We start from the raw sequence: 13,849 nt of genomic DNA on the forward strand, positions 1-13,849 counted from the left end.
GTCCGGCGCCGCGCCGAGCGTCCAGTCCTGCCAGGCGCCGCCGCAGGCCTGCGCCAGCAGCGCCCGCGCCAGCCAGCGCCCGGCAACGAACTGGGCGGCGCGCTGGCCGGCCCGCAGCGAGCCGAGCCGGCTTGTCTCCTGCGCGCTCATCCACTGGCCGGGCGGCGGCGCCTGCCCGGCCATGGCGGCCACGTCGGCCACCCGTACGTAAACGAGCCCGGGCTGCATGGCGCGCTTCAGCCGCGGCTGGCCAGGCAGGTCACCGGGCCGCGACCCTGGCGTAGATGCCCTTGAGCGCAACGCCGGCCACCACGGCGCCGGCATGGCATTCGTACTCGGTCGGGCTGGCGACTTCCGCCTTCTTGTAGTAGCTCACCACATCGACCACGGCATTGACGCCCAGCGACCTGGCCTTGTCCTGGAAGGCGATTAGCGCGGACAGCGCGGCCCAGCGGCAGGCTTCCTCGTCGCTCTTGCCGAAGCTGTTGGTCTTGCGGTTGGACACGTCGCCCTCCCCGGTTTCCAGGACCTTGGGTTTCGCCTGGCCGGCCAGGAAGAACTTGACCGTGCCATCGAGCTTGTCCCGCGCCTCGGGCATGTCGAGGACTTCCTGGAACGGCAGCATGTACTTGGTGTCGCGCGCCGCGGCGGGCGTGGACAGCAGCATGCCGGCCGCAGCGGTGGCTGCCAGGATCGAGAGAGCGTGTTTCATTGACCTTCCTTTCTTGGTTTTGTTGATAAGGAAAAACGCGGATGGCCCTGGAGCGGCTCGCCCGGGAGCGGCTCCAGGCCGGCTAGTGGCCCCAGCGACGGAACACCAGCGAGGTATTGATGCCGCCGAACGCGAAATTGTTGCTCATGGCGTAGTCGACGTCGAGCCGGCGGCCTTCGCCCATGATGTGGTCGAGCGGCGCGCAGCGCAGGTCAGGCGTGGCCAGGTTGATGGTGGGCGCAAACCAGCCTTCGCGCATCATCTCGATGGTCATCCATGCCTCGAGCGCACCGCAGGCGCCCAGCGTATGGCCCATGTAGCTCTTGAGCGAGCTGACCGGCACCGCGCCGCCCAGCACCGCGTGGGTGGCTTGCGACTCGGCGATGTCGCCCTGGTCGGTGGCCGTGCCGTGCGCGTTGACGTAGCCGATGGCCGAAGCGTCGAGCCCCGCGTCCTCGAGCGCCAGGCGCATGGCCTGCGCCATGGTGCCGGCCTGGGGCTGGGTCACGTGAGCGCCGTCGCTGTTGGTGCCGAAGCCGACGATCTCCGCCAGGATGCGCGCGCCACGCGCGCGGGCGTGCTCCAGCTCCTCCAGCACCAGCGTGCCGGCGCCCTCGCCCAGCACCAGCCCGTCGCGCTCGCTGTCGAACGGGCGCGGCGTGGTGTGGGGCGCATCGTTGCAGGTGCTGGTGGCGAACAGCGTATCGAACACGGCGGCTTCGGTCGGGTCGAGTTCTTCCGCGCCGCCGGCCAGCATCGCCACCTGGCGCCCGCTGCGGATGGTCTCGTAGGCGTAGCCGATGCCCTGGCTGCCCGAGGTGCAGGCGCTGGACGTGGTGAGGATGCGCCCGGTAATGCCGAAGAACACGCCGATATTGACCGCGGTGGTATGCGGCATCATGCGGATGTAGGTGGTCGCGCTGATATCCTCGGTGCTGCGCTCGTTCATCATGCGGCCAAAATCCGCCACCGCCGACGGCGTGCCGGTGGACGAGCCGTAGGCGATGCCCAGCCTGCCGCTGGTAACCAGCGGATCGCCGGCAAGCCCCGCATCATGCAGCGCCGCCTCGCTGGCCAGCACCGACATCACCGCCACGCGCCCCATCGCGCGCGTGACCTTGCGCGTGTAGTGCGCCGGCAGCGCGAACGGCGGCACGGGTGCCGCGAGCTGCGTGTTCAGGCCCTTGAAGTCCTGCCAGCCGTGCATCTGCACGACGGCGTTGCGGCCGCTGGCCAGCCGCTCGCGCACGGTCGGCCAGTCATTGCCCAGCGAGCAAACGGCGCCGGTGCCGGTAACGACAACTCGCTTCATCCGAACATCCCTCCGTTGACCGAGATCACCTGCCGCGTGATATAGCCGGCATCGGCGGACATCAGGAACGCCACCGTGGCGGCCACCTCGTCCGGCGTGCCCATGCGACGTGCCGGGATCATGCGCAAGGCTTCCTCCAGCACGTGTTCTTCCACCATCTCGGTGTCGATCAGCCCGGGTGCGACGCAGTTGACGGTGATGTTGCGCTTGGCCAGTTCGATGGCCAGCGCCTTGGTGGCGCCGATGATGCCGGCCTTGGCCGCGCTGTAGTTGGCCTGGCCACGATTGCCCACCAGCCCGGAGACCGACGACAGCGTGACGATGCGGCCCGGCTTGCGCCGCTGCACCATGGGCATCACCACGGGGTTGAGCACGTTGTAGAAGGCATCCAGGTTGGTATGGATGACTTCGTCCCATTCCTCGCCGGTCATGGCCGGGAAGGCAGCGTCGCGCGCGATGCCAGCGTTGCACACCACGCCGTAATAGCAGCCGTGCGCCTCGATATCGGCCAGCAGCGCGGCCGCGGCCTGCTCGCGCTGGCTCACGTCGAAGCACAGCACGCGCGCGCTGCGGCCCAGCGCGCGCACGGCGTCGGCCACCGATTCGGCCTCCTCGCGCCGCGAACGGCAATGCACCACCACATCGCAGCCGTCGCGCGCCAGGCGCAGCGCGATGGCGCGGCCGATGCCGCGCGATGATCCTGTGACGAGCACGGTCCGGTTCGTCATGGTTGTTGTCCTTGCAAGAAAGCCTGCGCGTCGGCAGGCTGGAAAACGGAAACATTGGCGCGCGCCACTTCGCGCCCGTCGAGCGACAGGGCGCAGGCGAACATGCCGAGCCCGTTGTCGCCGGTGAGCTCGGCGCGGGCCCGCACGGTCAGCACGCTGCCGACCGGAAACGCCGCCAGGTCGCACTCGTAGCGGCGCGAGCCGAGCAGGAAGCCGATGYCGGGCTTGCGGCCCGCGCGCAGGTCGCGCACGCCGGCCCAGGCGGCGATGGTCTGCGCCATGTATTCGATGCCGACCCAGCCGGGCATGCCGGACTCGTCGACGAACAGCTGCGTGGCGCGCACCGTGGTGCGCGCCACCGCCTGCTCGTCGTCGGCGCCGAGCAGTTCGTCCAGCAGGCGCATGGCGCCGGCATGCGGCACCACCTCGCCGATCGCCGGCAAGGTGGCCGGGCCGGCCATGTTCGGGGTCACGCTCATGGTCAGCCGGCCCCCAGGATCACGGCGCTGTTGCTGCCGCCGAACGCGAAGGAATTGCTCATCACGTAGCGCGGCGCATGGCCCAGCGTCTCGCCGGGCGCCACCACGTGCAGGGGCGGCAGCGCCGGGTCCGGCACGCCGTCCCACCAGTGCGCGGGCAGGCGGCCTTGCGCGTTGCCGGACAACGTCAGCCACATCAGCGCTGCCTCGATCGCGCCGGCGGCGCCCAGCGCATGGCCGGTCATCGGCTTGGTCGAGCTCAGCGGCACGCCGTCGCCAAACAATGCGGCGCAGGCCAGCGCCTCCATGGCATCGTTCTGCGGCGTGGCGGTGCCGTGCAGGTTAAGGTAGTCGATGGCTGCGGGTGCCAGGCCGGCACGCGCCAGGGCCTGCCGCATGGCGGCCTGCGCGCCGGCGCCGCTGGGATCGGGCGCCGACATGTGATGCGCGTCCGAGGTCTCGCCCCAGCCTGCCAGGCGCACCTCGCCGGGCTCGGCCGAGAGCAGGAAGACGGCGGCACCCTCGCCCAGGTTGATGCCGGCGCGGTTGGCCGAGAGCGGGTTGCAGCGCGCGGCCGAGACCGAGTCCAGCGCGCTGAAGCCGGCGACGGTGAAGGGGCACAAGGTATCGGCGCCGCCCGCGATCACCACGTCGGCGATGCCGCTGCGCAGCAGCCGGGCGCCCGCGGCCAGCGCCTTGGCGCTCGACGAGCAGGCCGTGGACAGCGTATACGCCACGCCGGTCACGCCGAGCGCGCCGGCCAGGAACTGCGCGGGCGAGCCCAGCTCCTGCTGACCGTAGTGGAAGCCTTCTGGCCAATTGCCGCTGGCACGGCGCCCGGTCACCGCCTCGCCGCCTTCGGCGATGCCCGAGGTGCTGGTGCCCATCACGACCGCCACGCGCGCCGGGCCCACCCGGGCAATGGCCGCCTGCACCTGCGCCAGGCACTGCAGTGCGGCGTGGTACAGCATGGCGTTGTTGCGCGTGCGATGCACCAGCGGCGTCGTGTCCGGCACCGCCAGCGCCGCGCCGACGGTGCCGAGGTGCAGCGGCCGGCCTGCGCTGTAGCGCTGCGTGACCTCGCCGCCCGGCGGGCCGTCGGTGCGCCAAAGCGCCGCGCGCACGGCATCGGCGCCGTCGCCCAGGGCACAGGTCACGCCCAGCGCATTGATGAAGATATGGTTCATTTCGGCCCTCCTTGCGTGGCCGCCGGCAGCGTGCGGATGGTCAGCCGGTAGCCGTCGCGGTACTGCTCGAACTCGATGGTCTGCGGGTCCGGGTAGCGAATCTCGGCCACTACCTCGCCACCGGCGCGCAGCACGCGGCGCCCGGCCTCGGCATCGAGCCGCCAGCCGGGCGGCAAGGCCGCGGCAATGGCTTGCACCGGCCACAGCGACAACTGCATTTCACTCAGGATACGCTCCGGCACCAACTCGGCCGGCGCCCACGGCGAACGCACCACGCGCAGGTCCTGTCCGTCCCAGTCCAGGCGCGCCAGTACCTGCCCGCCGGCCAGCGCGGCCAGCCGCGTATGAGCCGCATTGGCTTCGAGCAGCGCCTGGATCTCGCGGCGCTCCTCGCCACGCGGCGTGCGGTACACCACCGTGATCTGCTGCTGCAGCATCAGCTCGCGGCCAAGCGAAGCCGGCGGCAGGCGCAGCAGCGGCACCGCCTCGCGGCTGGCCGCCGGCGCGCCAGCCTCGGGGGTGCCGGGCGCGGGCGTGCCGGGCGCCGCGCAGCCGGCCAGCAGCAGCGCTATCGCGGCAACGGCCAGCAGCGCGGCCGGCGCCGCGTCGAAGCGGGAAGCGATCAGACGCAAAGCTGCTCCAGCACGGCCAGGCGCCGGCGCGATTCGGTGACGAAGGGGTTGCCGCGGTCCCATGCGTAACCGGCCAGGATGGCCGAGATCATGCGGCGGATTTCCGGCGTGGCGTCAGGATGGAAAATCAGCTTCTGGAAGCGTCCTTCGTACCACGCCTCGACAAAGGTGCGGAAGCAATCCACGCCTTCCTTGAGCGGCTGCCCGTACTCCGCCTGCCAGTCCACGGTCTCGCCGGCGAACTGCCGCGCCAGGCAGGCCGTGGCGAGGCTGGCCGACTTGAAGGCGATGGTCACGCCCGAGGAGAACACCGGGTCGAGAAACTCGCCGGCATTGCCGAGCAGCGCATAGCCCTTGCCCCACAGCGACTTCACATTGGCCGAATAGCCGGCGATCTGCCGGGCCGGCGTATCCCACCTGGCATTGGCCAGCAGCCTGGCCAGGCCCGGCTCTTCGCCGACCAGCGCCTTGAGGCGCTCGGTCTCGGTGCCGGTGTACTGGTCGAGGAAGCGCTTCTCCGCCACCACCCCCTGCGAGCAGCGCCCATCGGAAAACGGGATGGTCCAGTACCAGACATCCACGTGCTCGGGATGCACGCTCACGCGGATCTTGTTGCGGTCGAAGGTGCCGGGCGGAATGCGGTCTTCCACGTGGGTGAAGATGGCGCTGCGCACAGGGAAGTTGGACGGCGACTCCAGGTCCAGCAGGCGCGGCAGCACGCGGCCGAAGCCGGAGGCATCCAGCAGGAAGCGCGCCTGCACGCGGTAGACGCTGCCCTCGGCGTCGCGGACGGTGACGCTGGGCTGCTCGCCCTCCACGTCGACGGCGGTAACCTGGTGCGAGAAGCGGACTTCGGCGCCCTGCTTCTGCGCCTCGCCGATCAGCACGTGGTCGAAGCGCGCGCGCTGGACCTGGTAGGTGGTGCCCCAGCCGGCGGAGAACTTGTCGCGGAAATCGAAATCGGTATAGCGGTCGCCGCGCGCGAAGGCGGCGCCGTTCTTGTACTGGAAGCCGGCTTCGACCACGGCCTGCAGCATGCCCGCTTCCTCGATGTACGCCATGCTCTGCGGCAGCAGGCTCTCCCCGATCGAGAAGCGCGGGAAGGTTTCCTTCTCCAGCACCAGCACGCCGATGCCGCGCTTGCGCAAGAGCCCTGCCGCCACGGAGCCTGCCGGACCCGCGCCGATGATAAGGACGTCCACCTGTTCGGTATTCATTTCGTAACCCTGTTCCTGTCGTTCGATCTGTCGATCTTGTTGGTCTTGTTTGTTGTTATCGGCTCTGGTGCCGCATTGCTTCAGCCCCCTGCGCCTGCGGCCGGAACCACGGCGACAGCAGCCACACCGCGCCGACCCCCGACAGCATGGTCATGCCGAAGGCGTGCAGCGCGGGCGTGGACGACAGTGCGAGCAGGCCGAACGCCAGCAGCGTGCTGGCCGCGCCCAGCACGATCGCCGTCCACGACTCGCCGTCGCCGGGATGCTCGAGCAGGAAGATGCCGTAGTCCACCCCCACGCCGAGCAGCAGCGCCAGCGCCAGCACCGAGAACAATTGCAGCGGCACCTGCAGCCAGCCCAGCAGGGCCACGCTGAACAGCGCCGCCAACAGGGTCGGCACCAGCGCGCGCCAGGCGCCGCGGCCATAGCGCCACATCAGCAGCAGCGCCACGCCGGCCGCGCCGGCGGCCAGCAGCCAGGTCATCAGCACGCGGTAGTGCCTGAGCAGCGAGGACAGGTCCGCCACGCGGTCGACCCATTCCACGCCCGGCACCTTGGCCGCCGCCGCTTCGATCAGCGCGATGGTGGCGGGCTTGTCCAGCCCGCGCAGCAGCATGACGCTGGCATAGCCGTCGCCCTCGCGGTCCAGCCACAGGTGGCGCAGCGTGTCCGAGACCGGACTGGCCAGCCACGCCGGCAAGGTCAGCACCTGGCCGGCCGCCGCCGCGTTGGGCGCACCCACCGCGCCCCCGACCGCGCGCGCCACGCGCTCGCGCACGGCGCTTTCCAGGCCGCCGCTCAGGGCCGCGTCGGCACGCTGGCGCGCTGCCGACGGCACCCAGTCGGAGATCGCCACGAAGCCGGCAAGGTCGCCATGCGCGACCACGCCCGCCAGGGCTTGCTTGACCGCCTCCTCGCGCGCCAGCACTTCGTCGGGCGTGCCGCCGCGCACCAGCAGGAACTGCGCCGGGCTGGGCGTGCCCAGCAGGCGCCCGGCGCTACGCTGGGCCTCGATCAGCGCCGGCGGCGAGCTTTGCAACTGCCGCACGTCGTCCGCCACATGGACCTGCCACAAACCCGGCACCACGAACAAGGCCAGCAGGCCGAGCAGCAGCAAGGATGCGCGGTCCGCGCCCACGCGCGGCCAGCGCGCCAGGCTGGCGGTCAGCCAGGCCGACAGGCGCGTCTCGCGCAGCTGGCCGCGGTCGAGCAGGGGAAACCAGAACACCACGGTCAGGAAGGCCGCCACCAGGCCCACGGCCGAGAACAGCGCCATCTGCCGCAGCCCGGGGAACGGCGCGATGCCGAGCGCCAGGTAGGCCACCGCACTGGTCGACAGCGCCAGCGCCATGCCCGGCAGCAGCCGGCGCATCACCTGCGGCGGCGTGGCCCCGGGACTGGCCTGGCGCGAGACGAAATAGTGGATGCCGTAGTCTTCCGCCACGCCCACCAGGCTGGCGCCGAACACCAGGGTGATCAGGTGCACGCGGTCGAACACCAGCGCCGTGGCCGAGACCGCCGCCGCGGTGCCGACCAGCAACGACAGGCCCACCAGGATGATCGGGCGCAGCGAGCGGAAGGCCAGCCACACCAGCAGCAACACCGCCGCCAGCGAGCCCCAGCCGATCACGTTCATTTCCAGGCTGGCCTGCGCGGCGGCGGCCTCGGCGTGCAGCGGAATTCCCGCCGCCACCACCTGCACGCCGCCGCCCTGCTCCGCGGCGCGCGTGGCGAGCTTGAGCAGGTCGGAGTAGTCGGTATCGCCGCTTACCGAGAACGCCGGCTTGCTGATGCGGTAGGTCAGCAGCACCCACTCCTTGCCCTCGGCGCTGAGCGCGGCCAGGCCATCGCGCTCGTGCACGCGCGTCATGGCCGCGCGCGACAGCCACCAGTCCTGCCACAGGCCGAGCGGGTCGGCTGCCCAGTCGGTCAGGCGCGGGCCGGTGGATAGCTGGTAGAGGCGGGTCAGCGCCTGCCGGGCCAGGGTATCCGCGTCGGCCTGGCCCAGCATGGCGCGCTGGCTGTCGGTCAGCAGGCGGTCGCGGTACGGCCGGTAGAAGGCCAGCGCCGCGTCCAGGTCGAAGCTGGCGATGCGGTCCACCGGCTGCAGCAGCCCCGCCTGCGGCCGGGTTGCCGCGCTGAAGCGCTGCGCCGCGGCGCGCGCGCGCGTCCAGTCCGGGGCGCCGACCAGCACCACGATCTCGCGCGATACACCGTCGGCCAGGCGGCGCAGCACGCGGTCGGCGGTGGCGGTACGCTGGCTGGTCGGCAGCAAGGCCATCACATCGGTATCGAGCCGCGAGGCGCGCCAGAACTGCAACTGGTGCGCCGCCAGGGCGATCACCAGCAACAGCCACGCCACGGCCAGCACCCGCTCCAGGGTACTGAGGCCGTGCAAGGACTTGCCGGTGGCCAGGCCCGCGTTACTCAAAGCGCTGCTCCTCGTCGGCGGCCAGGCGCGTGGCCGCGCTCGGGTCGATCAGCTTCACGTGCGTGCTGTCGCCGCCGGCTTCTTCCAGGCGCACATCGCGCACGAAGCGGTCGCCGGCCAGCTCGATACGCGCGAACACGCGGTGCATGGCGGCATCCTTCGGCGTCAGCGTCAGGGTCCATCCGCTCTTGCCGACCAGCTTGCCGGCCACCTCGAAACGCGCCGACAAGGCACGCAGGTCGCCGCGCAGCACCGCGATCACCGACTCGCCCACTACCCGCATGGCGGGCTGGGCATCGGCCTGCATCTGCTGCTGCACGCGCCCGTCGGCACCGCGCATCACCAGCCGCTCAGGTGTCACCAGCAGGCTCGAGGCGAACGGCTCGCGCGTGCTCCACACCACGCCGCGCTCGCGCGCCAGCACGAAGTCGCCGCGCGAAACCAGCGGATTGGCAAAGCCGGACAGGCGGCGCGTCTGCTCGAAACGGCCGTGGATCACCGGCGCATCGGACAAGCGCCCCGCCACCGAGGCCAGCAGGTCGGGCGCCGCCGCGCCGGCCAGGCGCGGGACGGCCAGCACGGCGCCGCACAGGGCCAGCAAGACGCCGCGGCGCTTCATTGCCCGTCCTCCGCGCGCGCCACGCCTTCGCCGGCCGCCACGCCGAGCCGCTCCCACAACACCGGCGGGCACACGTAGCACATCTCGCCATTGCGCATGTCCACCGCCACCTGGATGGTGTAGCCCTTGGTCAGGCGCCGGCCGGTGGCCGCGTCGCGCACCAGGTATTCGATCTTCAGGCGGTTCTCCCACTCGACGATGGCCGCGCGGATGACGAAGGGCTGGCCGTAGGTCAGCGGGCCGACATACTTCACCCGCATGTCCACCACCGGCCAGGCATAGCCCGAGTCGCGCATGGCCGGATAGTCGTAGTGATAGCGTTCGAGCAGCGCGCAGCGCGCCTGCTCGAAATAGCGCACGTAGTTGCCGTGCCACACCACATTCATCGGGTCGAGGTCGTGGAAGGCGGGACTGAGCGTGATCTCGTGGCTGAAGTCTTGAGACATAGGAGTTGCCGTGTGCGGTGTGCGGGGAGCCGGCCGTCAGTCGCCGCGCGGCGCCGGCGCGCCGTGCGGTGTGGCATGTGGCGCGCCGGCGCGCGCGGCTTCGGGCACGCCGCCGCCCTGCCCCCAGAAATCGTAGAAGTTGAACCAGTCGTAGGGCGACTCCGCCAGCAGTTGCGACAGCCATTGCGCGTAGTCCGTGGCATGCCCCGTGAGGATGGCGTCGCGGCGCGCGCGCGGCAGGCGCACCTCGCGCGCCAGCTCGGTGAAGCGCAGCAGGTGGCCATTGCCCGAGCGCACGCAGCCCATGGCGAACAAGGGGCATTCCAGCAGCGCGGCCAGCACGTAGGGGCCGACCGGGAAGCGCGCCGGCGCGCCGAAGAACGGCACCGTCACCGTGCGCCCGCCGTGCACCGGGACGCGGTCGCCGGCGATCGCCACGAACTCGCCCGCGCGGACCTTCTCGGCCAGCATCAGCGCGGTGGCCGGCGAGATGTCGTCGACCTGGAACAGTTGCAGGCCGGAGCGCGGATCCAGGCGCGAGAGAATGCGGTTGAACTGGGCGGCGTGCGCGGTATGCACCAGCACCGTCAGGCGCAGGCCCTGGCGCCGGTTGGCCAGCACGCGGCACAGCTCCAGGCAGCCCATGTGCGCGGTCACGATGATGCCACCCTGGCCGCTGGCAATCTGCTGCTGCATCACTTGTTCGCCCTCGCGTCGCACGTTGCCGTAGCGATAGCCGCCGCCGATGGCGAGCAGCTTGTCGAGCAGCGTGTCGGCGAACGAAAAGAGATGGCGCAAGGTATGGCGCAGGCCCGGCGCGGCGCCCGCGGGCACGGCCGTGCCGGTGGCGGCCTGGACGCGCCGCAGGTAGTCGAGCGACGAATGGCGCGCCAGCGGCCTGGCCAGCCAGTAGTAGGTGACCACGGGATACAGCACGGCGCGGAACAGCGTGCGGCCGCACAGCCGGTAGAGCCAGTACAGGCACCACACGCCCCACACGCAGGTGGATTCGCGGATCTGGCTCCAGTGCCGCGCCATGCGGCCCGGCTGGCTGGCTTGCCGCTGGTCGTGTCGCTGGTCGTGTCGCTGCGCGTTCATGCCGGTCGCACCTTGCGCCACAGCAGCAGCGGCAGCCGCCTGAGCATGCCGAAGAACAGCCGGGTATGCATGGCCGAGATCAGCACGTTGTCACGCCAGACCTGGAAATGCGAGACGCCATCCGACGGATAGGTGACCCGCGTGGGCACGTTGACGATGGGCACGTTGCGCCAGGCCAGGTGGACCAGCACTTCGGTATCGAACTCCATGCGCCGCCCCAGCCGCACGTCATGCACCAGCGCAAGCACCGGGCCGAGCGGATAGACCCGCAGGCCGCACATCGAATCGCGGATGGCGAGCGACAGCGTGTTGATCCAGACCCAGACATGGGTCAGGTAGCGCGCCAGCAGCCGCACGCGCGGCACCGACTCGTCGTAGACCGGATAGCCGCACACCATGGCATCCGGGCGCGCCTGCGCCAGCGCCACGAACTGCGGGATGCACGCGGCGTCGTGCTGGCCGTCGGCATCGATCTGCAGGGCGTGGGTAAAGCCCATGCGCGCGGCCTCTTCGAAGCCGGCCATGATGGCGCCGCCCTTGCCCTGGTTCTTCGGCAGGCGGATCAGGTGCACGCGCTGCGCGTGCGCGGCGGCGATCTCGCGCAGCACGCGCTCGCATGCCGGGCTGCTGCCGTCGTCCACCAGCAGGCAGGGCAGCGGATGCCGCAGGATGGCCTGCACCATGGCGCCGATGGCGTGTTCGTGGTCATAGACCGGCACCAGCACCACCGGCTTAAACATGCGCGTCTCCGAAAACGATGCGACCGCTGGCATGCGGCCCCTGTGCCGAACTGAGGCGGAACGCTAGCGCGTTGCGCTCGGGCTGCCATGTCAGCGCCAGTTGCACGGTCGTGCCCGGCATGATCACGGCCTGGAACTTGAGCGTCTCCAGCCGGCGGAACTGCGCGCGCGGCGGCACCGGCAGGCGCGCCGGCGCCAGCGCCATGACCCAGTCGACCTGCGCCACGCCGGGCACGATCGGACTGCCGGGGAAATGGCCGTCGAACACGGCCAGGTCTTCGCTGATGTCCAGTTCGGCGCTGGCCGACATGGCATCCCCGCCCGCCTGCCAGCGCACCGCCGGCAACACGCGGCGGAACATATCGCGCAGCATGGCTTCGGTGGTCTTGCCCTGGGCATTGCACGGCAAGGCATCGGCGAAACTCCAGCGGCGCGGCAGCGCCAGCGCGTCCACCGCGCTCGCCAGGACGGCGCGCAGCGCGGCCAGCAAGGCTGCCCTGCCCTGGCCGGCCAGCAGGGCGGCGCCGCCATCGCTCGGCACCACCGCGGCACCGAGGCGCATGCCGATATCCAGTTCGAGCAGCACCACGCGCGCTTCGCGCACCAGCGGCGATTGCTGCAGGACTTGCTCGACCTGCGTCAGCGAGATGCGCTTTTCCTCGATCTTGACGATGCGGTCGGCGCGGCCCGCCAGCGCAAAGCCGCCGTCGCCGGCGGGCTGCACCTGGTCGGCGCACAGGTACCAGCCGTCGTCCGGCAGATGGGCCGAGCGGACCGCGAGGAAGCCGTCCTGCAAACGCCACTGCACGCCCGGCAGCGGGGTCCAGCGCTCGTCATGGCGCGCGCGCTGGCGCCAGGCGATGCCGCCGGTCTCCGAGCTGCCGAAGACTTCGACCGGGGCCAGGCCGAAATGGCGCAGCGCGTCGGCCGCGGCCTCCGGCGGCAACGGCCCGCCGGACGAGAACACGGCATGCAGCGAGGCGCGCGCCGGCGCCCAGTCGAGTGCCGGCGGCATGCGCCGCAGGTGCGCGGGGCTGGTCACCAGCACCGCAGGCGTGCCATCGCAGGCGCGCACGATTTCCTCGTGGAAGGCGAGCCGGTCGGCGGGCATGGGCCGCGCCGCGGCAAGCGGCCACAGCACGCAGAACAGCAGGCCATAGATATGCTGGTGCGAGACCGTGGCCAGCACCCGTGCCTGCGCCGGCACGCCGGCGCCGAACGCGGCCTGCAGCGCCTGCACCTCCGCCTCCAGCTGCGACAGTTGCTTGACGATGGCCCCGGGCGCGCCGGTGGAGCCGGAGGTAAACAGGGTTACCTGTGTCGAGCGCGGGTCCAGCGGCGGCCAGCCGGGAGCAGCCGCGCCATGCGCATCCCGCGCCTGCGGCCGCACCCCGCCTGGCAGGTCGCCGGCGCGCGCATCGGCGCGCCCGGCCAGCGCAGCCAGCGTCTCGGCACGCGTATCGCCAGGCAGCACCACGTGCTTGCCGGCGTGCCATGCGCCGAACAAGGCGGCGGCGAACTCGGCAGTGGATTCGAGATAGAGCGCCACCGTGGTGCCCGGCACCGCCGCGAAGGCCTGCCGCCAGGCCGTCGCGCGCCGCACGAAGGCCGGCGCATCCAGGTTGCCGGCCGTGCCGTGCGCCACCGCATGCGTGCGCGCCGCCAGTGCGGCCATCGCGCCGCTTACGCCGAGCCACTCAGCCATGCCTGCCTCCGGCCATCACGCGCTGGCGCACCAGCCATTCGCCGGCAAACATGGCACCCATCAGGCCATAGGCGATGCCGCCGTTGTAGAGTGCCCAGACCCGGTCGCTGGCCAGCACCGCGGTCAGCGCGGCCACCGTGCCGTTGGCGATGAAGAACACGCACCAGGCCTGCGTTACGCGGCGCGTGTAGGCCACGCCCGCGGGCGGCAAATCCGGCTCGCGCAGCCGCGCCAGCCGCTCGACCAGGCTGGGCGGGTGGCGCAGGCTCCAGCCGAACACGGCCAGCATGGCGCCATTGACCAGCACCGGGTAGAGCTTGAGCGGCATGGCGTGGTTGGAAGCCGCCACCACTGCCGCCAGCGCGGCGGCCAGCACCGCCAGCAGGCGCCAGCCGGCCTGGCGGCTGGTCAGCACGCGCAGCAGCGCCAGCGCCACCAGCGCCAGCGCCATCACGCGCGGCGACCAGTGCTGCAGGCCGAAGTAGATCGTCACCGGATAGCACAGCGTGAGCACGCCGAGCAGCAGTTTGCGCAGGCGCATGC

General features: G+C 71.3%; 14 protein-coding genes and 1 pseudogene. All 15 read right to left on the bottom strand.

Annotated features, from left to right (window positions below; all coding sequences use genetic code 11):
* A pseudogene (locus tag AB4Z48_RS31590) lies at positions 1-228 on the bottom strand (ACP synthase 2); the annotation flags it as partial.
* A 31-nt stretch (positions 229-259) separates the two neighbouring features.
* A complete protein-coding gene (locus tag AB4Z48_RS31595; protein WP_441621328.1) occupies positions 260-712 on the bottom strand; it encodes an excinuclease ATPase subunit in 453 nt (150 codons plus the stop codon).
* 82 nt (positions 713-794) lie between these two features.
* Positions 795-2,024, bottom strand: coding sequence for a beta-ketoacyl-ACP synthase (locus tag AB4Z48_RS31600; protein ID WP_441621330.1), 1,230 nt, complete (start codon positions 2,022-2,024; stop codon positions 795-797).
* Positions 2,021-2,752, bottom strand: coding sequence for a 3-oxoacyl-ACP reductase FabG (gene fabG, locus AB4Z48_RS31605; RefSeq protein ID WP_441621332.1), 732 nt, complete (start codon positions 2,750-2,752; stop codon positions 2,021-2,023). The genes AB4Z48_RS31600 and fabG overlap by 4 nt, the downstream gene beginning before the upstream one ends.
* The gene (locus AB4Z48_RS31610; RefSeq protein ID WP_441621334.1) at positions 2,749-3,231 is read right to left on the bottom strand and encodes an ApeP family dehydratase; all 483 of its coding nucleotides are present in this window, start codon (positions 3,229-3,231) and stop codon (positions 2,749-2,751) included. Before AB4Z48_RS31610 ends, fabG begins: the two co-directional genes overlap by 4 nt.
* Positions 3,232-3,233: 2 nt before the next feature.
* Positions 3,234-4,418 (bottom strand): beta-ketoacyl-ACP synthase, encoded by a 1,185-nt coding sequence (locus tag AB4Z48_RS31615; protein WP_441621336.1) that lies wholly within the window; start codon positions 4,416-4,418, stop codon positions 3,234-3,236.
* Positions 4,415-5,050, bottom strand: a complete 636-nt coding sequence (locus AB4Z48_RS31620) for a DUF3261 domain-containing protein (RefSeq protein WP_441621338.1) — start codon at positions 5,048-5,050, stop codon at positions 4,415-4,417. The genes AB4Z48_RS31615 and AB4Z48_RS31620 overlap by 4 nt, the downstream gene beginning before the upstream one ends.
* A complete protein-coding gene (locus tag AB4Z48_RS31625; RefSeq protein WP_441621340.1) occupies positions 5,041-6,267 on the bottom strand; it encodes an NAD(P)/FAD-dependent oxidoreductase in 1,227 nt (408 codons plus the stop codon). The genes AB4Z48_RS31620 and AB4Z48_RS31625 overlap by 10 nt, the downstream gene beginning before the upstream one ends.
* A 55-nt stretch (positions 6,268-6,322) precedes the next feature.
* Positions 6,323-8,698, bottom strand: a complete 2,376-nt coding sequence (locus AB4Z48_RS31630; protein WP_441621342.1) for an MMPL family transporter — start codon at positions 8,696-8,698, stop codon at positions 6,323-6,325.
* Positions 8,691-9,317, bottom strand: a complete 627-nt coding sequence (locus AB4Z48_RS31635; RefSeq protein ID WP_441621344.1) for a LolA family protein — start codon at positions 9,315-9,317, stop codon at positions 8,691-8,693. Before AB4Z48_RS31635 ends, AB4Z48_RS31630 begins: the two co-directional genes overlap by 8 nt.
* Positions 9,314-9,763: an acyl-CoA thioesterase gene (locus tag AB4Z48_RS31640; RefSeq protein ID WP_441621346.1), complete on the bottom strand. Its 450-nt coding sequence runs from the start codon at positions 9,761-9,763 to the stop codon at positions 9,314-9,316. The genes AB4Z48_RS31635 and AB4Z48_RS31640 overlap by 4 nt, the downstream gene beginning before the upstream one ends.
* Before the next feature lie 36 nt (positions 9,764-9,799).
* Complete coding sequence (locus tag AB4Z48_RS31645) at positions 9,800-10,861, bottom strand: LpxL/LpxP family acyltransferase (RefSeq protein ID WP_441621348.1); 1,062 nt, start codon at positions 10,859-10,861, stop codon at positions 9,800-9,802.
* Positions 10,858-11,601 carry a glycosyltransferase family 2 protein gene (locus tag AB4Z48_RS31650; RefSeq protein WP_441621350.1) on the bottom strand — a complete coding sequence of 248 codons (744 nt, stop codon included), beginning with the start codon at positions 11,599-11,601 and terminating at the stop codon, positions 10,858-10,860. Before AB4Z48_RS31650 ends, AB4Z48_RS31645 begins: the two co-directional genes overlap by 4 nt.
* Positions 11,594-13,306 (bottom strand): AMP-binding protein, encoded by a 1,713-nt coding sequence (locus tag AB4Z48_RS31655; RefSeq protein ID WP_441621352.1) that lies wholly within the window; start codon positions 13,304-13,306, stop codon positions 11,594-11,596. Before AB4Z48_RS31655 ends, AB4Z48_RS31650 begins: the two co-directional genes overlap by 8 nt.
* A complete protein-coding gene (locus tag AB4Z48_RS31660) occupies positions 13,299-13,847 on the bottom strand; it encodes a hypothetical protein (protein WP_441621354.1) in 549 nt (182 codons plus the stop codon). Before AB4Z48_RS31660 ends, AB4Z48_RS31655 begins: the two co-directional genes overlap by 8 nt.
* Between the last annotated feature and the right edge of the window lie 2 nt (positions 13,848-13,849).

The sequence above is a fragment of the Cupriavidus sp. 2TAF22 genome, from assembly GCF_052115045.1.
In the GTDB taxonomy this organism is placed as follows: Bacteria; Pseudomonadota; Gammaproteobacteria; order Burkholderiales; family Burkholderiaceae; genus Cupriavidus.